Source organism: Bacillus sp. PK3-037, assembly GCF_054161355.1.
The window spans coordinates 3353655-3376821 of sequence record NZ_CP096408.1 but is presented as its reverse complement, the minus strand read 5'-3'; the positions used below and the strand labels follow the sequence as shown (position 1 = coordinate 3376821).

General features: G+C 48.4%; 18 protein-coding genes and 2 pseudogenes. 15 read left to right on the top strand and 5 right to left on the bottom strand.

The window, feature by feature from the left end; genetic code table 11:
* The first annotated feature begins 6 nt into the window (after positions 1–6).
* The 9 genes and pseudogenes from M1D69_RS17400 to M1D69_RS17360 all read left to right on the top strand — a co-directional run bounded on the left by M1D69_RS17400 (position 7) and on the right by M1D69_RS17360 (position 11952).
* Positions 7–1016, top strand: a pseudogene (locus M1D69_RS17400) (aldo/keto reductase).
* A 3-nt stretch (positions 1017–1019) separates the two neighbouring features.
* The gene (locus M1D69_RS17395) at positions 1020–1673 is read left to right on the top strand and encodes a rhamnogalacturonan acetylesterase (protein WP_458105375.1); all 654 of its coding nucleotides are present in this window, start codon (positions 1020–1022) and stop codon (positions 1671–1673) included.
* 5 nt (positions 1674–1678) lie between these two features.
* A complete protein-coding gene (locus M1D69_RS17390; RefSeq protein WP_458105376.1) occupies positions 1679–3673 on the top strand; it encodes a beta-galactosidase in 1995 nt (664 codons plus the stop codon).
* A 43-nt stretch (positions 3674–3716) separates the two neighbouring features.
* Entirely contained in the window at positions 3717–6284 is a 2568-nt protein-coding gene (locus tag M1D69_RS17385; RefSeq protein WP_458105377.1) for an exo-rhamnogalacturonan lyase family protein, read from the top strand.
* A gap of 122 nt (positions 6285–6406) precedes the next feature.
* Positions 6407–7915 (top strand): extracellular solute-binding protein, encoded by a 1509-nt coding sequence (locus M1D69_RS17380; RefSeq protein ID WP_458105378.1) that lies wholly within the window; start codon positions 6407–6409, stop codon positions 7913–7915.
* A 54-nt stretch (positions 7916–7969) separates the two neighbouring features.
* Positions 7970–8926, top strand: a complete 957-nt coding sequence (locus M1D69_RS17375; RefSeq protein ID WP_458105379.1) for an ABC transporter permease — start codon at positions 7970–7972, stop codon at positions 8924–8926.
* Between the two features lie 13 nt (positions 8927–8939).
* Entirely contained in the window at positions 8940–9827 is an 888-nt protein-coding gene (locus M1D69_RS17370; protein ID WP_202647038.1) for a carbohydrate ABC transporter permease, read from the top strand.
* Positions 9828–9835: 8 nt separating this feature from the next.
* Positions 9836–11179: an alpha-galacturonidase LplD gene (gene lplD, locus M1D69_RS17365; protein WP_458105380.1), complete on the top strand. Its 1344-nt coding sequence runs from the start codon at positions 9836–9838 to the stop codon at positions 11177–11179.
* Positions 11180–11256: 77 nt separating this feature from the next.
* A complete protein-coding gene (locus M1D69_RS17360; protein WP_458105381.1) occupies positions 11257–11952 on the top strand; it encodes a DUF421 domain-containing protein in 696 nt (231 codons plus the stop codon).
* A gap of 36 nt (positions 11953–11988) precedes the next feature.
* On the opposite strand, the gene hmoA is transcribed toward M1D69_RS17360, so the two are convergent.
* The 3 genes from hmoA to M1D69_RS17345 form a co-directional block, all read right to left on the bottom strand.
* A complete protein-coding gene (hmoA, locus tag M1D69_RS17355; RefSeq protein WP_024120514.1) occupies positions 11989–12312 on the bottom strand; it encodes a heme-degrading oxygenase HmoA in 324 nt (107 codons plus the stop codon).
* Between the two features lie 101 nt (positions 12313–12413).
* Entirely contained in the window at positions 12414–12776 is a 363-nt protein-coding gene (locus M1D69_RS17350) for a VOC family protein (RefSeq protein ID WP_458105382.1), read from the bottom strand.
* A gap of 99 nt (positions 12777–12875) precedes the next feature.
* Complete coding sequence (locus tag M1D69_RS17345; RefSeq protein WP_458105383.1) at positions 12876–13382, bottom strand: hypothetical protein; 507 nt, start codon at positions 13380–13382, stop codon at positions 12876–12878.
* A 196-nt stretch (positions 13383–13578) separates the two neighbouring features.
* Between M1D69_RS17345 and M1D69_RS17340 the strand changes: the two genes are divergently transcribed.
* From M1D69_RS17340 to M1D69_RS17325, 4 genes and pseudogenes are all read left to right on the top strand, one after another.
* Positions 13579–14448 (top strand): STAS domain-containing protein, encoded by an 870-nt coding sequence (locus M1D69_RS17340; protein ID WP_458105384.1) that lies wholly within the window; start codon positions 13579–13581, stop codon positions 14446–14448.
* Positions 14449–14603: 155 nt separating this feature from the next.
* Positions 14604–14771: a YezD family protein gene (locus tag M1D69_RS17335; protein WP_445209084.1), complete on the top strand. Its 168-nt coding sequence runs from the start codon at positions 14604–14606 to the stop codon at positions 14769–14771.
* A gap of 115 nt (positions 14772–14886) precedes the next feature.
* Positions 14887–15531 carry a Bax inhibitor-1/YccA family protein gene (locus tag M1D69_RS17330; protein WP_059335994.1) on the top strand — a complete coding sequence of 215 codons (645 nt, stop codon included), beginning with the start codon at positions 14887–14889 and terminating at the stop codon, positions 15529–15531.
* Positions 15531–16523: pseudogene (locus M1D69_RS17325) on the top strand (DMT family transporter). Before M1D69_RS17330 ends, M1D69_RS17325 begins: the two are co-directional and overlap by 1 nt.
* Before the next feature lie 23 nt (positions 16524–16546).
* Here the strand turns inward: M1D69_RS17325 and M1D69_RS17320 are convergent.
* The gene (locus tag M1D69_RS17320; RefSeq protein ID WP_458105385.1) at positions 16547–17050 is read right to left on the bottom strand and encodes a MarR family winged helix-turn-helix transcriptional regulator; all 504 of its coding nucleotides are present in this window, start codon (positions 17048–17050) and stop codon (positions 16547–16549) included.
* A 161-nt stretch (positions 17051–17211) separates the two neighbouring features.
* Between M1D69_RS17320 and M1D69_RS17315 the strand changes: the two genes are divergently transcribed.
* A complete protein-coding gene (locus M1D69_RS17315) occupies positions 17212–18294 on the top strand; it encodes an FAD-dependent oxidoreductase (protein ID WP_458105386.1) in 1083 nt (360 codons plus the stop codon).
* A gap of 33 nt (positions 18295–18327) precedes the next feature.
* Here the strand turns inward: M1D69_RS17315 and M1D69_RS17310 are convergent, their stop codons facing one another.
* Positions 18328–19398 carry a DUF3900 domain-containing protein gene (locus M1D69_RS17310; RefSeq protein ID WP_458105387.1) on the bottom strand — a complete coding sequence of 357 codons (1071 nt, stop codon included), beginning with the start codon at positions 19396–19398 and terminating at the stop codon, positions 18328–18330.
* Between the two features lie 148 nt (positions 19399–19546).
* Between M1D69_RS17310 and M1D69_RS17305 the strand changes: the two genes are divergently transcribed.
* Positions 19547–22735 (top strand): bifunctional cytochrome P450/NADPH--P450 reductase, encoded by a 3189-nt coding sequence (locus M1D69_RS17305; protein WP_458105388.1) that lies wholly within the window; start codon positions 19547–19549, stop codon positions 22733–22735.
* Positions 22736–23167: the final 432 nt, after the last annotated feature.

Here is a 23167-nt window from a genome sequence, read left to right as displayed (position 1 = left end):
AACCGTATGGGATACGAAGCAAAGGCTGAACGCTATGACAAAATGATCTATCACAAAGCCGGGCGAACCGGATTAAGGCTTCCCGCATTTCTCTAGGCCTCTGGCATCAGTTCGGCGCTGCCTATTCTCCGGAGAACGCGCGGTCCATGCTGAGAGCCGCATTTGATGCAGGCATCGTCCATTTTGATCTGGCCAACAATTACGGCCCGCCGCCCGGCTCCGCTGAGGAGATGTTCAGGCGCATGCTGAAAACGGATTTTGCGCCTTACCGTGATGAACTCGTCATCAGCACTAAAGCCGGCTATGACATGTGGAAGGGGCCGTATGGCAATGGCGGCTCGAAAAAACATTTGAGTGCCAGCTTGAATCAAAGTTTAAAGCGGCTGGGGCTTGATTATGTGGATCTCTTCTATTCGCACCGTCCTGATCCTGAAACGCCGCTTGAGGAAACGATGGAGACGCTGGCGGGCTTTGTGCGCCAAGGAAAAGCTTTGTATGTCGGACTGTCAAACTACAGCCCTGAAGAGACAGAGCGCGCCGCCGATCTTTTACAATAGCTCGGAGTCAGGCTCGCCATCCATCAGACGCGATATTCGATGTTTCACCGAGATCCGGAAAAAGGGCTGCTTGATGTGCTGGACAAAAAGGGAGCCGGCTGCATCGCGTTTGCGCCGCTTGCTCAAGGGCTTCTCACGACAAAGTACGCTTCAGGCATCCAGGAAACATCAAGAGCAAAGGATGCGAACAGTCCTTTCCTGCAGGCGGAGCACATAACCGAAAGAGCGGTCAGTAAGGCGCAAAGGCTGAATCTGGTTGCGAAAGAACGGGGACAAACGCTCCCGCAAATGGCGCTCTCATGACTTTTGAAGGATGCCCGGATGACCTCCTTTTTAATTGGAACAAGCCGGGCGCAACAGATAGAGGAAAACGTTCAAGCCTTGCAATCAGCGGACTTTTCAAACGAGGAGCTTTCTGCCATCGAGTTTATATTAAGTGAAAAAAACGAGGGGGAATGAGACATGGCACATCATCTTTATCTTGCTGGTGATTCGACTGTCCAAACGTATGGAGAAAGTACAAATCAAGGGGGCTGGGGGCAGTTTCTCGGTTCGCATCTGCCGGAGCATATTCAGGTGATCAATAAAGCGATCGGCGGCAGAAGCTCAAAAACCTTTGTGGAGGAAGGCAGGCTTCAGGCGATCCTTGATGTGATTGGGCCGGATGATTGGCTGTTTGTGCAGATGGGCCATAATGACGCGTCGAAAAATAAGCCGGAGCGCTACACCGAGCCCTATACCACCTATAAACAATATTTAAAGCAGTATATCGCAGGCGCTAGAGAAAAAGGCGCGCATCCGCTTCTCATTACCCCAGTAGCCCGCTTTCATTATGAAAACGGCGTGTTTTTGAACGACTTTCCTGATTATTGCATTGCCATGAAGCAGACGGCCACTGAGGAGAATGTCCAGCTCATTGATCTGATGGAAAAAAGCCTCGCTTTCTTTACTGAGAAGGGCGAAGAAAAAGTATACACCTATTTTATGGTTTCTGAGGGGATTGACGATTACACGCATTTTACAAAAAAAGGCGCAAATGAAATGGCAAAACTCGTAGCGAAAGGCATGAAGGAGCTCGGCCTGCCATTAACGGAATCCATCGTCAAAGAAGGGTGAAGGACTTGGGGAGAAAATTATATCACGGCGCTTGCTATTATCCGGAGCTATGGGATGAAAAGACGATTCAGCAGGATATTGACAGGATGCGGGAGGTCGGCATCAATGTCGTGCGAATGGGTGAATTCGCCTGGTCTGTGATCGAGCCGGAAGAAGGAAAAATTGACGTGAGCTTTTTTAAGGAAATGATCAGCCGGATGTATGACAACGGCATCGAAACGATCATGTGCACACCGACGCCGACACCGCCTATTTGGCTGTCGCACGGCCGGCCTGAGCGAATGCATATCAACGAAAAAAGAGAGGTGATGGGGCACGGCTCCCGTCAGCATGCTTGTACAAATAACCAATATTTCCGAAAAAGAGCCGCCATCATCACCACAAGCATCGCCAAAGAGCTGGGACACCTGCCGGGGCTGATCGGGTGGCAGCTCGATAATGAATTTAAATGCCATGTGGCTGAATGCATGTGTGAGACGTGCTTAAGCTTATGGCATGTCTGGCTTAGAAACCGTTACGGTGTGATTGAACGGTTAAATGAAGCGTGGGGAACCGATGTGTGGAGCGAAACCTATCAAACCTTTGAGCAGGTGCCGCAGCCGGGTCCGGCCCCGTTTTTGCATCACGCTTCATTGCGCACGATGTATCAGCTGTTTTCGATGGAGATGATCGCTCAATTTGCGGATGAACAGGCGAAAATCATCCGCTGTTATTCAGATGCGCCAATCACGCATAACGGCTCTGTCATGTTCAGCGTGGACAATGAGCGGATGTTTCGGAATCTCGATTTTGCCTCTTATGACACATACGCTTCGCAGGAAAACGCCTCTGCCTTTTTATTGAACTGTGATTTATGGAGAACTATGAAACAAGGACGCCCGTTTTGGATTTTGGAAACGAGCCCGTCGTATGCGGCCTCGCTCGAGAGCTCCGCTTTCCCGCACGCCGACGGTTATTTACAGGCTGAAGCCGTATCTTCCTACGCCTTAGGAAGCGAGGGGTTTTGTTATTGGCTGTGGCGTCAGCAGCGTTCAGGCAGTGAGATTTCACACGGCTCCGTTCTGAGTGCCTGGGGCAAGCCGACCGTTGGCTATCAGAACGTGCTGGCTGTCGAGCGGGCAAGAAAGGAAATCGAGTCAGTCATTCTATCCACTGAACCCGTTCAAGCCGAGGCGGCGATGACGTACTCCGACAGAGCAAAAGCATTTATCAAAACTGAGCCTCACCGGGGACTCCAGCACCGTTCGCTAGTGACGCACTTTTATGAGCGCATTCTTAACACGGGGATTCACCGTGACCTCATTCCGGAAGGTGTTCCGCTGGACGGCTACCGCCTGCTGTTTACGCCATTTGTGCCGTATCTGTCTGCTGAATTTATCAACAAAGCTTCGGCATTCGCTGAAGCGGGCGGCATCTGGATCGCCGGGCCGCTGACTGGAGGGCGTACAAGCGAACATACCATTCACACCGATTGCGGACTTGGAGAACTTGAGAAAACAGCCGGTATCAAAACGCTGTTTACCTTTCCAATGAACGAGGACGTGAATACAGGAAAAGCGTTTGGCATCACGGCGCCGCTTGGGCTTTGGAGCGCGGTGTTTGATACCGGGAGCGGAAATATCCTCGGCACGGTTGAATCGGGACCTGGAGCAGGCCATGCCTTTTTGACAGAACAGAAGCACGGCAAGGGGAAAATCGTTATGCTCGGAGCGCTTCCATCAGGGAACGAAGGGGATGCGATGCTGGAAGCGCTCGTCAGGCATTACGCGGCTGAAGCAGCCATTTCTGTCCGGTCGGATGTTACACCCGGCACGATCGTTGCCCCGCGCAAAGGCGATAACGGCCTTGTGTGGATCATCATCAATATGGATGGAAAAGGCGGAAGCGTGACACTGCCGGAAGCGGGAACGGATTTGTTGACGAACCGTTCGGCGAAAGCGGGGAGGCTGGCTGTCGGACCGCATGAATACCGTGTGATTCAGTTTGGTAATCGCAGCTGATTCTTTGCAATGAATCAGCTTTTTTCTATGGAGGGAGAGGACGATGAAAAAGATCAAATGGTTATCAGAACAGCCGAAGGTGACAAGCGGTGTGGCGTGGGGCGTGCCATGGAAAAAAGGAGAATTGCAAAAAGGAGACTGTCTGGCGCTTGTGAATGAAAAGGAGGAAAGCCGATATGTGCAATGCGAACCGTCGGCCTATTGGCCGGACGGGAGCATCAAGTGGACGAAGCACGCGGCGGTGTTCCGCGGACAGGAACATCATAGATATGCAATCCAAAAAGGCGAAGCCCCGCGGCCAGCCGAAACGCTCAGCATCAAAGACTCAGGGCGTGACATCCAAGTCGATACAGGAACACTCATCTGCACCATCAATAAAACAGGCTCAGACTTCATTCAATCATTGCAGAACAACGGAAAGCCGATCGCCGCAGGCGGGAGGCTTGTTGCCATTAGAGAAACGAGAAAAGAGACGGCGGCGGAAACGGTTCTTTTTCATGAAGCGTCTGTCAGCCTCATCAAACGGGTGATGATTGAAAAGAGCGGCCCTATCAAAGCGGTGGTCAAAATAGAGGGTGTGCACGTGCTCAAAAATGAAGAATGGCTGCCGTTTGTCATCCGATTGACGTTTTATGCCGGGCTGTCTGAGATCAGCATCGTACACACGCAGCTGATCGACAAAAATAGCAAACAAGAATTCATTAAAGGGCTCGGCATCGAATTTGACCTTGTTTTGGAAGGGGAGCCGTACAACCGCCATTTCCGTTTTGCGGGAGAGAAAGGGATGTACAAAGAACCCGCCCAGCTGTTTGGCACACGTAAATTCAATGAACGGTATCCGCTTTATGAAAAACAAATCAATGGCGAATTGCTGTCTCCAAGTGAAGAGCATAAGGAGTGGTTTGCTCACGGCACACAGAACGCGGTTTGGAATGATATTAAGCTCGTTCAGGATTCCAGTGATCACTACAGCCTGTCAAAACGGACCGGAAAAGATTATACGTGGGTCGGCATGCTGCATGGCAGCCGGGCGCAGGGGCTTTGCTATGCGGGCGGCGAAAATGGCGGCATAGCACTCGGCCTGCGGTATTTTTTTGAGAAATATCCGTCAGCGCTGGAGATCACCGGCCTTGCCGGCAGCCATCCAAAAATGACCATCTGGCTTTGGCCCCCGAACGGGGAAGCGATGGATTTGCGGCATTATACAGGAAACACCCATGTCGCCAGCGCGTATGAAGGCTTTGATGAATTGCGCTCTGACCCGACCGGCATTGCCAACACAAATGAAATCAGTCTGTCGTGCTTTTCACGCATGCCATCAGATGATGTCCTCAATGCGCACGCCAACAAATGGCAGGCGCCGCCGCTCTTAGTATGTGAGCCGGATGTTTATTACGAATCAAAGGCACTCGGGATTTGGAGTGTCATTGACACATCCCATCCGCTCAAAAAAGAGCTGGAGGAACAGCTCGACGCCGCCTTTCTGTTTTATAAAAAGGAAGTAGAGCAGCGAAGGTGGTACGGGTTTTGGCATTATGGCGATGTCATGCATACATATGACCCGATCCGGCATATGTGGAGGTACGATCTCGGCGGATACGCATGGCAAAACAATGAGCTCGTTCCGACCTTATGGCTGTGGCAGGCGTTTTTCCGCTCAGGCCGAGAGGATATCTTCCGCATGGCAGAAGCCATGACCCGCCACACGAGCGAAACGGACAGCTTTCACCTCGGGGAATACGCAGGGCTTGGCTCACGGCATAATGTTGTTCATTGGGGATGCGGCTGCAAGGAAGCGAGGATCAGCATGGCCGGGCTTTATAAATTCTATTATTATCTGACGGGAGATGAGCGGACGGGAGATCTTTTGACAGAAGTGAAGGACGCCGACTGCGCCCTCGTCAAAACCGATCCGATGCGCGCTTTTTACGAGAAAGGCAAGCATCCGACCCACGTGAGAACGGGACCGGACTGGGCGGCTTTTTGCTCGAATTGGCTGGCGGAATGGGAGCGGACCGAGAATCTCGAATATCTCAAAAAAATCGAAACGGGCATCAGCTGTCTGAAGCGGCTCCCGCTCCGCTTATTATCCGGCCCGACATTCGAATATGATCCGGCGACCTCAATGCTTCATCACATGGGAGACGGCATAGCGGGCGGATATCATATGATCATTGCCTTTGGCGCGCCGCAAGTATGGATGGAGCTGGCTGAGCTTATTGAAGACCGGGAATGGGAGGAAATGCTGAGTGAATTCGGCGAGTTTTACACATTCAGTGATGAAGAAAAACGCAAAAAAAGCGGAGGTGCGCTCCATGACGGGCATTTTCACTGGCCGATGTTTGCGGCTGGTATGACAGCCTATGCTGCGAGAAAAAAGCAAGACCATAACCTCGCCGAAAAAGCGTGGAATCTTTTGCTCGACCATAAACTGAGCCATACGCCGCTTCCGATCAAACCCGCGCAAATCGAGACGTGGACTCAGCTTGAAGAGCTTCCGTGGGTAACGACAAACACTGTCTCCCAATGGTGTTTAAATGTCATTGCGGCACTTGAATTAATTGGTGAATACCTCCCCGCAAAAAAAGATACATCCGGCAAAAAAGGATAACTGCCGTCAATTCATAGGAGAAATGATGCAAAAAATGAAGATTGCAAGAATTTATGTAAGCGCTTTATATTAGGGGTGGCAAAGGGGAAATGAAAAAGGAGAAAAAGGGGGACTTACGCATCATGAAAAAAAGAATACGAAAAAGATGGATTGCGTTACCGCTCGCTGCCATGATGATAGCGGGATGCAGCAATTCAGAAACATCCAATTCAGCGAGCGATTCAAAAAACACGATCAACATCATGGCGCCGCTGCTGTCACCGGAAAGCCCGAGTGATAAAAGCCCATCATTAAAAGCGTTAGAGAAATACACAGGCAAAGAGATTAAGGTCACATGGGTGCCTGATTCATCCTACAACGACAAATTCAACATCGTCATGGCTTCCGGAGAGATGCCGCATGCGATTGTGATTAAAGATAAGTCAGCCGGCTTTATTAAGTCTGTCAAAGCGGGCGCTTTTTGGGAGCTGTCTCCTTATTTAAAAGACTACAAGAATGTAAGCCAGGCTGATAAAAAGATACTCAAGAACAGCTCGGTAAATGGCGAGGTGTACGGGGTCTACAGATCGAGAGACTTGATCAGAGCCTGTATGATCATCAGAACCGACTGGCTCAAAAACGTCGGGCTCGATATGCCGGAAACGCTTGATGATTTTTATGAAGTGCTGAAGGCCTTTAAGGAAAAAGATCCTGACGGAAACGGCAAGGACGATACGTACGGCATGGTCGTGCCGAAATGGATGGGGCTTGGCAACGGAAGCCCGTGGGATGTTCTGCAAATCTGGTTCGGCGCCCCGAATCGCTACGGCGTTGAAAACGGAAAGCTGGTGCCTGATTTTACAACGAAGGAATATATGGAGGCGCTCACCTTCTTTAAGAAGCTGTATGATGAAGGCTTGATCAACAAGGATTTCGCTGTCATGGATTCGGCGAAGTGGAATGACCCGGTTGTAAAAGGAAAAGCGGGTGTCATCGTTGATACAGGCTCCAGAGCGTCGCAAATTCAAAGCGCCATGGAAGAAGCGGATGAGTCGAACAAGGATATCATTGATATCGTCGGCACAGTAGAAGGACCAAAAGGCAAGCGCACTTTCCCGACATCAGGATATTCAGGCATGATCGCGATACCAAAATCAAGTGTGAAAACGGAAAAAGAGCTGAAAGAGGTGCTGTCCTTCCTTGATAAGCTGAACGATAAGGAAGCACAGATTCTGACCAACAATGGAGTCGAGGACCGTAATTATGAGCTGAAGGACGGCGTATTCACCTCTCTTGAAAAAAACAACAAATCCCTTCTGTATGAGCATGAAGGCTTGGCTCAGTTCAGCATGTCCATCCCAAAAAGCGAGTACTACATCGAAGATCAGAAAACAAAGCTCTTTCAGCATCGCAAGGACATCATCACTGAAGGAGAAAAAATAGCCGTCTTTAACCCGGCTGAGTCGCTTGTATCCGATGTATATACCCAAAAAGGAGCCCAGCTGGACAACATCATTCTCGATGCAAGAACACAATTTATTATCGGAGAAATTGATGAAAAAGGCTTCAAGGATGCGGTGAAGCTTTGGGAAAACAGCGGCGGCAATGAACTGATGAAGGACTTAAACAAATTGTATCAATCGTCAAAATAAACCGATGCGCCTGCCGTTCGGCGGGCGCACCGGTATCACGAAAGGAGAACAGATATGGAAACGGTGCCGAAGAAGGGAAACGCACCAGTTCTCGCTGCTGGAAAAGGCATCAGCTGGATGGCTGCGCTCAAAAGAGACAAATGGCTTTATCTTCTTCTTATTCCCGGTCTGCTTTATTTTCTGATTTTCAAATACCTGCCGATGTGGGGCGTGCTTATCGCGTTTAAGGATTATTCGCCATATCTCGGCTTCTGGAAAAGCGAATGGGTCGGTCTTGATTATTTTAAAGATTTTTTTATGAATCCGGATTTTTTCCGGCTGCTGCGCAACACGCTCATGCTGGCAAGCCTTGATCTGCTGTTTGCCTTTCCCGCGCCGCTCATTTTGGCTTTGCTGTTGAATGAGCTGAGGAAGGCTGTGTATAAAAGGTGCATTCAGACCCTTATTTACGTGCCCCATTTTGTCTCATGGACAATCGTGGTCAGCATCACCTTTGTTTTCTTTACAGTCGATACAGGCGTCATCAACAAAATGGTCATGAGCCTGACAGGGAATCAGATTTCTTTCTTATCAGACGCTGACTGGTTCCGGCCGATGATTGTCATGCAAAGCATCTGGAAGGAGACAGGCTGGGGGACGATTTTATTTCTCGCCGCTTTGGCAACGGTGGATCAGGAGCAATATGAGGCGGCGATTATGGATGGGGCCGGCCGGTTTAGGCGGATGTGGCATATTACGCTTCCGGCAATCAGAAGCACCATCATTGTTCTTTTGATTTTAAGGATCGGAAGCTTTTTAAATATCGGTTTTGAACAGGTGTATTTGATGACAAACTCGCTTAACCGCAGCGTGGCTGACATCTTCGACACGTACGTTTACATGATGGGGATTACCCAAGGCGCGTACAGCTACAGCACAGCTGTCGGTTTGTTTAAATCGGTTGTCGGGATTATCTTAATTTTCTGTGCCAATTACATCGCGAAAAAGTTCGATCAGGAAGGATTGTTTTAAAGGGGGGAGAGGTATGGCTGACATTCATACGATGCACAACACAAAAGCCGGACGGGTATTTGACGTCTGCAACATTTTGTTTCTTGGCGGCGTCGGCGCGATTACCATTTTGCCGTTTTTGTATATTATCGCTGGTTCCTTTGCGACAGAAGCTGAGCTGGCTCAGCGCAGCTTCTTTATTTTCCCGAAAACCTTTACCCTTGACGCTTATCGGTACGTGTTTTCGACACCGACGTTTATCAGAAGTATGGGCGTATCCATCTTCATCACTGTAGTCGGGACAGCCGTGCAGCTGTTTTTCACCTTCACGATGGCGTATCCGCTGGCGAAGCGGCATGTGAAGGGACGGAATCTGCTTTTAAACCTGGTGATTTTCTCGATGCTGTTTTCCGGGGGAATGATTCCGACGTATCTTGTTGTCAAATCACTTGGATTGCTGGATTCCTATTGGGCGTTGATCCTGCCAATGGCGATCAATCCGTTTAACCTCATTATTATCAAAAACTTCTTTCAGCAGCTGCCGCGGGAGCTTGAGGAATCAGCAAAAATGGACGGCTGTTCAGAAATCGGCGTCTTTTGGCGGATCGCTTTGCCGCTGTCAAAGCCGGTCATTGCCACCTTTGCTCTGTTTTATGCGGTCGGAATTTGGAATGATTTCTTCCATGCTCTCTTATATATCAATGACAGTGCAAAATGGCCGCTGCAAATGGTGCTCCGCCAGGTCACGATTTTATCGGACTTAACGGCGACCAATGGCGATACGATGCAAAATACCATTCCGCCGGAGCAGGGAATTAAGCTTGCTGTCATCGTCATCGCGACCATACCGATTTTGGCGGTTTATCCATTTTTACAAAAACATTTTGCCAAAGGAATGCTGATCGGTTCTGTGAAAGGCTGAGAAAGGGAGTGTTTCATATCAGTATGTTAGATCAGATCAAAATCGCCTATATCGGCGGGGGTTCCCAAGGCTGGGCCCGAAGCTTGATGAGCGATTTGTCCCTTGATGACCGAATGTCAGGCACGGTGGCGCTCTATGACCTGAATGTTGAAGCGGCGCAGAAAAATGAAATCATCGGCAATAACAGCGGGGACGGCAGATGGCGGTACGAGGCGGTTTCTACTTTGAAAAAGGTATTATCAGGTGCGGATATCGTCATTATTTCGATTTTGCCAGGCACTCTGGATGACATGGAAACGGACGTTCATCTGCCTGAGCGATACGGCATCTATCAATCAGTTGGTGATACTGTCGGACCGGGGGGAATTATGAGAGGTTTGCGGGCCGTTCCGATGTTTGCAGAAATTGCCCGGGCAATAAGAGACTACGCCCCCGAATCATGGGTCATCAATTATACAAACCCAATGTCTGTGTGCACGAGAACGCTGTATAAAGTGTTTCCCGGCATAAAAGCGTTCGGCTGCTGCCACGAAGTATTCGGCACGCAAAAACTGCTGGCGGAGATGGTTACAAATAGGCTTGGACTAGAGGTAAAGCGGCGTGAAGATATTCATGTTCATGTGCTGGGCATTAACCATTTCACGTGGGTCACAGCAGCTTCTTACCGGCATATTGATCTGCTGCCTGTTTTCCGTGATTTCTGCGCGCATTATGCCGAATCCGGCTATGAGCTGGAGGGGGAAAGCTGGAAGGACAGCGTATTTCACTCTGCGCACCGTATTGCATTCGATTTATTTGAAGCGTACGGTGCCATCCCCGCTGCCGGTGACAGGCACCTGGCTGAGTTTCTCCCCGGCTGTTATCTCAAACAGCCTGAGACATGGAAGTTTCACCTGACACCCATATCCTTCAGAAAACAGGACAGAGACCGGAAACAAAAAGAAATGGATCACATGGCGCAGCAAAAACAGGGTGTTGAGAGGAAAGCATCAGGAGAAGAGGGCGTGAACATCATAGCGGCGCTCCTCGGACTGGGCGAACTTGTAACAAATGTGAATCTGCCGAATCGAGGCCAGGTCGCTCATCTGCCATTAGATGCGATCGTGGAAACAAACGCATTCATTACCCGCAACCGTGTCCAGCCGATTGTTTCCGGAGCGTTGCCGAAGGGTGTGGAAATGCTGGCGGCACGACACGTATCCAATCAGGAGGCAGTGGCGGAAGCGGGGCTAACAAAGGACCGCGGTCTCGCTTTTCAAGCGTTTCTCAATGACCCGCTTGTCACGCTCGACCGCCGTGATGCGGAGCAGCTTTTTGACGACATGCTTTCAAAACACCAGCCGATTTTATAATAGCGATCAGTGACCGTTTAGAAAACGTGCAGTTGACCATAATGATAGTAGCTCTTAAGAAGTAGGTGCTATCAACAATGGGAGATTATCTCAGTGTAGCGGCAGAATTAGTTTGCGGTTTGGGTATTTTATTTGTCATTTTGAAGTTTCTCGGAAAAACCCAATTCTCTCAAATCACTCCGTTTGACTTTATTTCTGCATTGATTTTAGGGGAACTGGTCGGAAATGCTGTGTACGATCATGAAATTAAGATCAGAGAGATTATTTTCGCTTCGCTGCTGTGGGGACTGCTGATTTATCTGATTGAATTCATTACCCAAAAAATAAAAGGGTCCAGAAAGTTCCTGGAAGGTGAACCGAATATCGTCATCCATAATGGAAAGCTCAAATATGAAATGCTGAAGAAAAACAAGCTCGACATTAATCAGCTGCAGAGCCTTTTAAGGCAGGCCGGCTGCTTTTCCATACAGGAAGTGGAATATGCCATATTAGAAACAAACGGGATGGTCAGCGTTCTTCAGAAATCCGATTTTGGCAATCCGACGAGAAAAGATATGAATCTTCCGCAGCAAAATGTGTCTTTGCCCACCACGTTAATTCTTGATGGCGAGATTGTGTATGACAACCTGCGAGAAGCAGGGGTAGACGAACAGTGGCTGAAGCAAACGCTGAAAAAGCAGGGGATTGAAAAGACTAAGGATGTATTATTTGCTGAATGGCATCCTAATAAACCGCTGTACGCCATCACATTTGAAGAAAGCAGATCCTCATGAAAAAAGAGCTTGCGGCATAGCCCAAGCTCTTTTTCGTTATTGATGAGTCCCTTGTTTAACAGCTCTCACGTGATACATGCTCACTTCAGTGCTGATCATATAGTCAGGCTTTGGCTTGCCTTTGTTCGCTTTATGCCCGGCGATATGCGCATCGCTTTTTTCCCACTGTTTCCAGTGATCCTCGGATTGCCAGCGGATCATGACAACGACTTCCTCATCGCCGCGGCGGACGTTTTTCTCAAGCACGGTCACATCAATTAAGCCTTCCTGTTTTTCAATGATTCCTTCAGCGCTGAAACGTTCGATTACTTTATCAGCATGGCCTTCTTTTACCGTCATTTTTCTTAACTGAACAAACATTTATCTCTCTCCAATCACGTTCATATATCCGTTATTGTAAATGAAATTCATTCTCAATGTCAAAAAAAGAGCACGGCGGAGCATTTTCTCCGCCGTCACACTTATGCTTTCAATAAAAACTCATTGCCGTCCTCGTCCTGAAATTGAACAAAGGTGCCCCACTCCATCTGGTTCGGCTCACTGAGAAATGCTACGCCGTTTGCCTTCATTCTTTCATATGTACCAAAGATGTCTTCACACTCAAAGACAATAGAAGCCTTCATGTGTTCGGCGCCTTTCATCATCGCTTTCGGATAAATGACTAAACGAGTCTGTGCCCCCGTGGGCGCGACCTCCAGCCAGCTTGCGTTTGGCCCCATCGGATGGTCCGCTATAATGTCAAAACCCACCTTCTCCGACCAAAATTGCTTCGCTTTCTGCTGATCCTCAACATATACAGCCACAGTGCCGATTTGTTTGATCATAGGGAAACCTCCAATTCAATAGATATGTATATATATCATAACCTTTATAAAGCTGAAGTAACACAGAAAAATCAGCCGGGAGAACCGGCTGATTTACCATTAAAATGAGCAGCTTACGACATCTATATGTTTTGTGTCCAAGGCGTAATAAAACCAGCGGTGGTGTGAGGCATCCCAATAAAAGCCGCCGACGGATTCTCTGCCAAGAATGACTGGATAGAACCAAAATGAGCTGCCGTTGGTTAACCAAACATAGGTAAAACGGAAGAGGCAAGGCTGAATGAGAACGGGTTCAACTAAATAAGCCGCCCCATGCAAGCCCTGAGGCTTTGTCGGTTTTGCCGGCTTTTTATGCGGAGGAGGACCTTGCGGCGCCCCGCCTCCAACACCGGGCACGGCGCCTCCGCCTATACCAGGCACGGCACCCCCGCCAATTCCGGGCACGGCGCCTCCGCCAATTCCGGGTACGGCGCCTCCGCCAATTCCGGGCACGGCACCCCCGCCAATTCCAGGCCCTGGGTATCCAACTGGGTAGCGGTAATCATATTCAACTGCGAGCCATGGATCATAAATCGACCCGTCATACATATATGGATGATAATACATATCATAACGCCCTTTCTCATGGTAAACTGTACATTTGACAGGATATGAGAGTGGGCTTATATTAGTGAACCTGCCTATGGATGAAATTGGCTGCGCTCAGTGTGCAGAATCAATCCATTTTTCCCTAGTCCCATTCACAATTCCGATTTATAATTTTATAATATAAGAGCTTCTATTATGAAAAAGGAGACAGACCGTGAATATCGATCAAAAACTATATCAATATATCATAGACCATACGGCTGACATTACTGAGAAATGGTTCAGTTTACGAAGTCAGCTGCAAGGCGAATTATATTCCGCCGACCATTTAAGTGAAGAAACGAAAAAGCTTTTGACAGAGCAGCATACGTTTACGAATATAACAATCGCTAGTGCATTCCTGGAGGAACAAACCGAATTTCAAGACAATATGGCAAAATGGGCGCTGAATGTTGCGAAAAACAGAGTAGAGCAAGATGTTCCGGTGCATGAGGTCGTCGAAGCCATATCAAATTCAAGAATCGCATTCTGGGATGCTGTCGTTACGTTTATAAAAGAGCATCGGGATATCGTCACAAGTGAGGATGCTGACCGCTGGAACCGTATTGTGAATCAGTCTTTCGATAAGCTGATTATTGAGTTTTCCGAGCAGTATCAAAAATTTATGCTGATGAGGCTCACTTCTCAGCAGGAATTAATCAGTGAATTAGGCTGTCCGGTGATTTCCATTGCGGATGGAATCGGCATATTGCCGCTGATTGGCTCTGTCGACACAAAACGTGCGCAGGTGATTTTAGAGACAGTGCCTGTCCAATGCATTGAGAGAAAAATCACAAGTCTTGTTGTCGATCTTTCCGGCGTCCCGATTGTGGATACAATGGTTGCGCAGCAATTGTACAACCTGTCAAAAACACTTTTCTTACTTGGCGTCAAAGCCGTATTTTCAGGCATTCGACCGGATGTAGCCCAAACATCCATTCAATTAGGGCTTGATTTCAGTGAATATGAAACATACGGCACGCTGAAGCAGGCGCTTGAAAACATGGGCGTCCGCTGCATTGTTGAGGAATTGGAAGAAAACTAAGATGAAGTCTGATTAGGCATATGACCGCCCTTTGATGTGGCAATCATATGCCTTTTTGATTTGAATAGAAATCACCATTGATTTATTGGAAAAAACATAATATTATAATTCTTATAAGAATACTATGAATTAAAACCGAACAGGGGGGAAGGTCATTGGTTTCAAAAACAACCGTTGATCCGAAAGTGATTGAAAAAATCATCAGTTCGTTGGAAACACTGGATTTCGGCACCGTTCAAATCACCGTACACGATTCCCAGGTCACACAGATTGAGAAGGTCGAAAAGCACCGTTTCTCACTGAAAAGCAAAGAATTGAAGTAAAAGGGTGTTTTTAAAGGCCTTTGTTCGACATTAAATTCTCCTTAAAACATATACATATTTCATCCATTTTTTATATAATAGACCTTTAAGATCATTTCTTAGGAGGATTTTTGACATGCAAGCTACGGTTCACGAGAGTAAGCAATCGATCATGCAGCGCATTTTGACAGTCTTTGTCTTCACGCTGCTGATCGCGACTGTCGGCCTTTATATCGGCCAATTTGTTCCTGGCGCTTTGATGCTGCCGCTTTCCATTCTTGAAGTGGGGATGATTATTCTGGCCTTCTGGATGCGCAGAAGAAAAGCGGTCGGGTATGCGTTTGTATATACATTCGCTTTCGTTTCCGGCATTACGTTATTTCCAATCGTCAGCCACTACGCTTCCATCGCCGGCGCCTATGTCGTGCTTGAAGCCTTTGGCTCTACATTTGTCATTTTTGCCGTTCTCGGCACAATCGGCGCAAAAATGAAGAAGGATTTATCCTTCCTGTGGTCATTTCTGCTGGTAGCGGTGCTCGCACTCGCAGTGGTGGGCATTTTCAACATTTTCAGCCCGTTAAACTCAGCGGCGATGATGGCGTATTCCGTGATCGGAACCATCGTCTTTTCCCTTTACATCTTGTATGATTTGAACCAAATCAAACACCGCCATATTACGGAAGACTTAATTCCGGTTATGGCATTGTCACTGTATCTTGACTTTATCAACTTGTTCATCAACCTGCTTCGCTTCTTTGGCATTTTAAGCAGTGATGATTAATCAGAAAGCGCCTGTCATTGAGATAGGCGCTTTTCGTCATACATAAAAAGGCAGGTGATGTTGTGATGAAAAAACAAATGGGCGCTTATGTCTCCTTGGCAGCAGCCATGGCGATCGTCGGCAGCTCGGTCGTCGTCGGCAAGCTGATGGTCGAGCGCATTCCGGTTTTTCTATCCTCGGGACTGCGTTTTTTGCTGGCCTCTATCGTATTGCTGACGCTGCTGTTTTGCATTGAAAAAGGGTTTCCGGCTTTGACGAAAAAAGATGTGTTTGTCTTGCTGGTGCAATCATTCACAGGTGTGTTTTTGTTCAGTATTTGCCTGCTGTATGGGGTTCAGTATACAACAGGAACGGAAAGCGGCATTTTGACAAGCACAACCCCGATGGTAATCGGTATTTTATCCTTTTTCCTGCTGAGAGAAAAAATTGAGAAAAAGACGCTGATCGGCATTATACTGGCGGTTTGCGGTGTGCTGACGATTAATCTATTTGGTGCGGGGAGCCAAGACGGGACGCCGCACGCCTTATTCGGCAACATGCTGATCATTGCCGCAGTCATTGGTGAGGCGTTGTTTACATTGATGGCCAAGCTGCTATCTCCGCATATTTCGGCATTGGCGATCTCGACCTTCGTATCGCTTTTCGGCTTCCTGTTTTTTCTCCCGTTTGCTTTGTTTGAGGCTTCTTCTTTTGATTTCAGCGTGCCGACTGTTTTGGATTGGTCGTATGTGCTGTATTACGCGCTTTTTGTGACCGTTTTGGCGTTTTACTTATGGTATAGCGGGGTGACGAAGGTGCCGGCGGGGGTATCGGGCATTTTCACATCCGTTCTTCCGGTCTCCGCTGTCATTTTGTCAGGCGTGATATTGAAGGAGCCGTTTGAGCTTGTGCATTTGATCGGCATTGTATGTGTCATCAGCGGTATATTTGTTACGGTCATAAAGAAAAAACAGCCGGATGCGTATCCGGCTTCAAAAGAAAAGACGCTGTAGCCTGTCCAGACCGGACGGGTTTTTTAGTCTTTAAACACGCTCAGCTTTTTAAACAGATCGCCCAGCATATTCACGAACATGTCTTTTTCCTCATCGCTGTAGTTTTCCATGACAGCGGAAATCTTGCTGAAATGGCCGGGCAGAAATTGCTCCAGCCGTTCTTTGCCTTCCTTTGTCAGCTCGATACTCGTTTTTCGTTTATCCTCTGTATGATGCCTGCGGCGGACAAATCCGTCCCTGGCCAGTCCGTCAAGCAGGCCGGTAATCGTTGCTTTTGTGACGTTCGATTGCTTGGCGAGCTCCGTCGGGCTTAACGTGTGGTCCTTTGCGTCGAACAAAAGCATCAGGATTTTAAATTTTCCTTCAGACAGTCCGCGTCTGGTGAAATAATGCTCCATCACATGATTCATTTTTTTCGAGATATCAAACAAAGATAAAAATAATTCAAGAGAACCGGCGTCCACATTGGAATACGTCTCTGCATGTTCTGTTATATGCTTGTATTTCGGTAAATGTTTTAATTCCATCACAATAAGCTCCCGTACGTTTGTCGTGACACGATTATAATGGAGGGAAAATCAGAACGCAACCTGTGTTGGAGTTGATTGACAGCTGTTTGCCGCACATAGTAAGGTAATATAGTTAGGTGCCTAACTACATACAGAGAACTGAAAAGGTGGTTATCAACATGAAACATATACTGATTGCGGGGGGCGGAATCGGCGGGCTGTCGGCAGCCATTTCTCTCAGGAAAGCAGGTTTTTCCGTCACCTTATGTGAAGCGGCAGCAGAAAACCGCAAGACCGGCGCAGGGATTCTCCAGCCGCAAAACGCACTGGCGGTGTTAAAGGAGCTGGGCGTATTTGAAGAGTGCTGCGAGCATGGATTTCAAACAGCATGGTTTAAAACATTCGATAAGCAGGGGAATCTATTATTCAAAGTCAGTGAGTCTTTCTTAGATGATAAGCTTCCGGGCCGCAATAATATTCTGCGAAAAACGTTAAATGATATTCTCATCAAGCATGCCGAAGCTTCGGGTGCAAGGATCTTGTGGGGGAAAAAGATTGTGGCTTATGAAGAAACGCCTGAAGCGGTTACTGCCATATTTGGTGATGGAGAAAAGATGCAGGCCGACATTCTGGCGGGCTTTGACGGCATTCATTCCATTGTGCGCGATGCCATGCTGCAAAAAGAAATAGAAAAAGAGTTTCTCGGCATGGGGGCGTGGCGCTTTTATATCGAGTTTCCTGATTACACATTTGAGGACGCGACATTGATGTACAGAAGCGGAGAGACACAAATCGGCGTTGTGCCTTTGGCGGAACATGCCGGTTATGTTTTCGTCCTCCAGCCTTGCGCGAGCGATTATTGGGATGAGGAAGACACCCGGTTTGATAGAGTCAAAGAGATCCTCTCAGGCTTTCCGGGGCTCAATTTTGTCACAAAGCATATGTCAAAAGAGCATTCCGTCATTTTTAACAAGCTGGAGCAGGTTGCAGTGCAGGAGCCATGGTACAAAGGCCGCGTCGTCATCGGGGGAGACGCCGCCCATGCCGGAGCGCCGACCCTCGCACAAGGAGCGGCAATGGCCATCGAGGATGCCATGGTCCTCGCCGAAGAACTCAAAAACCACGACGACCTCAAAACCGCATTTCATGCATACTACGAAAGAAGAGCGCCAAGAGCGCTCAACGTGCAGGATTTATCCTCAGAAATCGTCCGCCGCGGGCTGATCGGTGAGTGCTATGCGGTGTTGAGAGAAGGGTATTAAAGAGGAAAAGTCCAGAATTGAATTCTGGACTTTTTATTCTTGCTCTGTTTTATTCCGTATCCGCTCAATCACCTCATGCAGCCCCTCAGGCTTATAAAACTCCACCGGCGAACTGCCCTTCTCAAACGAAATCGTCTCCGCTTCAATCAGCGCGACATAGCGACCGTTCACCTTCGCTAGGTGAATCGATTCGCCAAAATCCGCTAGCAATCCCTTAATCTCGGTTTCTCCGACTTTCATTTTCAGCTCGGCTTCCGGCGTGTGCTCGATGATTTGGGCGGAGGCTTCGATCACTTGATGCGTGTCGAGGCGTTCTTGGATCTCCCGTTTTTCGCTCGCTTCCCAGATTTCGATGTCTTGTTCAAACTGCTTGAGCTCTTCACTGTTGTCCTCAAATGTCTCATAGACGTGCTCCTGCACCATGTTCAGGACCTGGGTTTTCATGATTTCCGGCATTGATTCGCCGTACTCAACGAATTTCAGGAAATCCTCGAAATAGCGGGCGTGCGAGGCTTGGTGGATTTTCAGCTCGCCTTCCTCGACCATTCCTTCCTCCGGCATGAACGGGTATTGGATGCTCTTCATGTTTTTTGTCGTGATGGCCATTTCGACTTTTTTAATGAGGGAGGACGCGTCTGAGATGCGGGCCACCTTCGGCTCAAAATCACATTTCATAATGAAGACAAATGACTCGTCGAAGTACTTTCTCGGCACGGCCGAAGCGACTAAGAACACACCGCCGCGGACCGCGCTTGTATCAAGGTACGTGCGGACGAACTGTTCGCTCAGCTCGTTAAAGTCCTCTTTTGTTTCCGCCAGGCGCGCGCGGTTGAACATGTTGTAGTTCGGGTTGGAATCGAGCTCGTGGCCGGGTTCGACGATAAAATGGCCGATTTTCGTCGGCACCTGCTCGGACTGCGGATGGCGGTCGGCTTTCCGTTTGACGATTTTTTTCAGCTCTCCGTCAAGAAAGTCCTTCAGTTCGCTTTCTTCAAATTCCTCTGTATCAAGGGTCTGGAAGTGCTTGAATTGCTTGTTTGCCTGCTCATCCTTGCCTTCCACCTGTATGACATAAAAGGATAAAAACCGAATTTCAAAATCCATATATGAACTCACCTTATTTGCGTATTGTACAGCTTCTCAAGTATAGAAAAAACAATGATCAGGCGTCAATCAGAGAAATGGAATAATCGTCACCATGAAAGGGAAATGTAGTCAGATAGAAAGCATTACATACGAAAGGAATGGTTCGATGAAGGAAACAAGCCCGATTCCTCAGCCGAAGACGTTTGGACCGCTCGGCAATCTTCCTTTAATTGATAAAGATAAACCGACCCTGTCACTGATCAAATTGGCGGACGAGCAAGGCCCCATTTTTCAAATTCACACACCGGCGGGCACGACAATTGTGGTGTCCGGCCATGAACTCGTGAAAGAAGTTTGTGATGAAGAGCGTTTCGATAAAAGCATTGAAGGCGCTTTGGAAAAAGTTCGCGCGTTTTCCGGTGACGGATTGTTTACAAGCTGGACGCATGAGCCCAACTGGAGAAAAGCGCACAACATTCTGATGCCGACGTTCAGCCAGCGGGCCATGAAGGATTATCATGAAAAAATGGTCGATATCGCTGTTCAGCTGATTCAAAAGTGGGCCAGGCTCAATCCGAATGAAGCAGTCGACGTCCCCGCGGATATGACCCGGCTGACGCTGGACACGATCGGGTTATGCGGATTTAACTATCGTTTTAACAGCTACTACAGAGAAACGCCTCATCCGTTTATCAACAGCATGGTGCGCGCGCTGGATGAAGCGATGCACCAGATGCAGCGGCTTGATGTTCAGGATAAACTCATGGTCAGAACAAAGCGCCAATTCCACCACGATATTCAAACGATGTTTTCGTTAGTCGACAGCATTATTGCGGAGCGCAAGGCGGATGGAGATCAGGATGAAAAAGATTTGCTTGCCCGGATGCTGAAGGTGGAAGATCCGGAGACCGGGGAGAAGCTTGATGATGAAAATATCCGTTTTCAGATCATTACATTTTTAATTGCCGGCCATGAAACAACGAGCGGCCTGCTTTCGTTTGCGATCTACTTTTTAATGAAGCATCCTGACAAACTGAAAAAGGCGTATGAAGAGGTCGACCGGGTGCTGACGGGTGCAGCGCCGACCTATAAACAAGTGCTCGAGCTGAAATACATACGGATGATTTTAAATGAATCACTGCGCTTATGGCCGACGGCTCCGGCTTTCAGTCTTTATCCGAAGGAAGATACGGTCATTGGCGGAAAATATCCGATCACAACCAAGGATAGAATTTCTGTCTTGATTCCGCAGCTTCACCGCGATCAAGACGCATGGGGAGAGGACGCTGAGGAATTTCGTCCAGAACGGTTCGAACATCAGGATCAAGTGCCTCATCATGCCTACAAGCCGTTCGGGAATGGACAGAGAGCCTGTATTGGCATGCAGTTCGCCCTGCATGAGGCTACACTTGTGCTTGGCATGATTTTAAAATATTTCACTTTGATTGATCATGAGAATTATGAGCTTGATATCAAACAAACGCTGACACTTAAGCCCGGTGATTTTCACATCCGGGTTCAAACGCGAAATCAGGAAGCGATTCATGCTGGCGTCCCGTCGGAGGAAAAAGCGGCGCACGACGATGAACAAAAGGGCAAGCAGGAAACGAAAAGTGCTTCGGTTATCGGTCTCAACAACCGGCCGCTACTCGTATTGTACGGCTCTGATACCGGCACTGCGGAAGGCGTCGCCCGGGAACTTGCAGATACAGCCAGTCTTCACGGCGTAAGGACTGAGGTGGCGCCCTTGAACGATCAGATTGGAAAGCTTCCGAAAGAGGGAGCCGTTGTGATCGTCACCTCTTCCTACAATGGAAAACCGCCAAGCAATGCGGGGCAGTTTGTGCAGTGGCTTGAGGAAATACGGACAGGTGAGCTTGAGGGTGTCCATTATGCGGTGTTTGGCTGCGGAGATCATAACTGGGCAAGCACGTATCAGTACGTTCCCCGAACCATTGACGAGCAGCTAGCGAAAAAAGGGGCGACCCGTTTTTCTGCACGCGGAGAGGGCGATGTGAGCGGTGATTTTGAAGGACAGCTTGACCAGTGGAAAAAAAGCATGTGGTCGGACGCCATCAAAGCCTTCGGACTCGAGCTTAATGAAAACGCTGATAAGGAGAGAAGCACGCTGAGCCTTCAGTTTGTCAGGGGGCTGGGAGAATCCCCATTAGCCCGGTCGTATGAAGCGGTTCACGCATCCATTGCGGAAAATCGTGAACTCCAGTCCGCAGACAGTGGGCGCAGCACCCGCCATATTGAAATTGCGCTGCCTTCTGGCGTCGAATACCGGGAGGGTGATCACCTTGGCGTTCTGCCAAGGAACAGCCGGACAAATGTCAGCCGGATTCTTCACAGATTCGGCTTAAAAGGAACTGACCAAGTCACACTGACGGCAAGCGGTCGCAGCTCCGTGCATCTGCCTTTGGATCGGCCTGTCAGCCTGCATGATCTGCTCAGCTACAGCGTCGAGGTGCAGGAAGCGGCAACAAGAGCGCAAATACGGGAGCTGACCGCATTTACCGTCTGCCCGCCTCATAAACGTGAATTGGAAGATATGACAGAAGAGGGCGTTTATCAGGAACAAATTTTGAAAAAACGGATTTCCATGCTGGATCTGCTCGAACAATATGAATCATGTGAAATGCCGTTTGAACGGTTTTTAGAGCTTTTACGCCCGTTAAAACCGCGATATTATTCGATTTCAAGCTCTCCGCGGGTGAATCCGGAACAAGCCTCGATTACTGTAGGCGTTGTGCGCGGGCCGGCTTGGAGCGGACGCGGCGAATATCGCGGAGTGGCATCGAATGACTTGGCGGAGCGCAAGTCGGGAGATGATGTCGTGATGTTTGTCCGCACACCGGAATCCCGATTTCAGCTTCCGGAAGACCCTGAAACACCAATCATCATGGTGGGGCCGGGAACAGGGGTTGCGCCATTCCGCGGATTCCTGCAAGCCCGGTCAGCTTTAAAGCGCGAGGGAAAAACGCTCGGCGAAGCCCATCTTTATTTTGGCTGCAGAAACGACCGCGATTTTATTTACCGGGATGAGCTTAAGCAGTTTGAACAAGACGGAATTGTTACTGTGCACACGGCTTATTCCCGTAAAGAAGGCATACCGAAAACGTACGTTCAGCACCTCATGGCGGAACATGCGGAAACCTTAATTTCGATCCTCGACCGCGGCGGCCGGCTTTATGTATGCGGTGACGGCAGCAGGATGGCGCCAGATGTGGAGGCCGCGTTGCAAAACGCGTATCAGTCTGTTCATGGCACAAGTGAAGAAGAAGCGCAAAACTGGCTCAAACATCTGCAGGAAACAGGCATGTATGCAAAGGATGTCTGGTCGGGGATTTGATTGTTTTTACAAAGGACTGGAAAGATCCAGTCCTTTTGTTATGTCATTTTTAAAAAAATGTGATCTCGCTAAACGTCTGTGCATACAATAACCACAGTCCGCCTGATGGGCGGGCTGTCCTTAAGGCCTATTTTTCGTTTTTGCTAGTTTATGTTATTCTTATACTCGGTATCTATTTCTTTTTTTCCAAAAGCGGGCATGACAAAAGAAACCTTTTTTATTTACGAGAAAAAAGTGAAACGAATTGAGGGCTTCTTTCGTCCAGTGTTTGGTTTGAAATAGGTGTAATAGAAATGGTATGGTGCAAAACGTAAATATCCCGGTTAGCGCGGTATATTTATTTGTTGTGTGATGCCTTGATTTTGTTTGGAAAGAAGGAATTGGAAGACAGGATAAAAAGAGAAGGTAAAAGTAAATAAAGACTTAAAGTGT

Coding starts and splice junctions, on each gene's coding strand:
- M1D69_RS17395 (WP_458105375.1), top strand. CDS start 1,020: ATGGCACATCATCTTTATCTTGCTGGTGATTCGACTGTCCAAACGTAT.
- M1D69_RS17385 (WP_458105377.1), top strand. CDS start 3,717: ATGAAAAAGATCAAATGGTTATCAGAACAGCCGAAGGTGACAAGCGGT.
- M1D69_RS17360 (WP_458105381.1), top strand. CDS start 11,257: ATGGGAGATTATCTCAGTGTAGCGGCAGAATTAGTTTGCGGTTTGGGT.
- M1D69_RS17305 (WP_458105388.1), top strand. CDS start 19,547: ATGAAGGAAACAAGCCCGATTCCTCAGCCGAAGACGTTTGGACCGCTC.
- hmoA (WP_024120514.1), bottom strand. CDS start 12,312: ATGTTTGTTCAGTTAAGAAAAATGACGGTAAAAGAAGGCCATGCTGAT.
- M1D69_RS17380 (WP_458105378.1), top strand. CDS start 6,407: ATGAAAAAAAGAATACGAAAAAGATGGATTGCGTTACCGCTCGCTGCC.
- M1D69_RS17350 (WP_458105382.1), bottom strand. CDS start 12,776: ATGATCAAACAAATCGGCACTGTGGCTGTATATGTTGAGGATCAGCAG.
- M1D69_RS17330 (WP_059335994.1), top strand. CDS start 14,887: ATGCAAGCTACGGTTCACGAGAGTAAGCAATCGATCATGCAGCGCATT.
- M1D69_RS17370 (WP_202647038.1), top strand. CDS start 8,940: ATGGCTGACATTCATACGATGCACAACACAAAAGCCGGACGGGTATTT.
- M1D69_RS17315 (WP_458105386.1), top strand. CDS start 17,212: ATGAAACATATACTGATTGCGGGGGGCGGAATCGGCGGGCTGTCGGCA.
- M1D69_RS17320 (WP_458105385.1), bottom strand. CDS start 17,050: ATGGAATTAAAACATTTACCGAAATACAAGCATATAACAGAACATGCA.
- M1D69_RS17310 (WP_458105387.1), bottom strand. CDS start 19,398: ATGGATTTTGAAATTCGGTTTTTATCCTTTTATGTCATACAGGTGGAA.
- M1D69_RS17345 (WP_458105383.1), bottom strand. CDS start 13,382: ATGTATTATCATCCATATATGTATGACGGGTCGATTTATGATCCATGG.
- M1D69_RS17375 (WP_458105379.1), top strand. CDS start 7,970: ATGGAAACGGTGCCGAAGAAGGGAAACGCACCAGTTCTCGCTGCTGGA.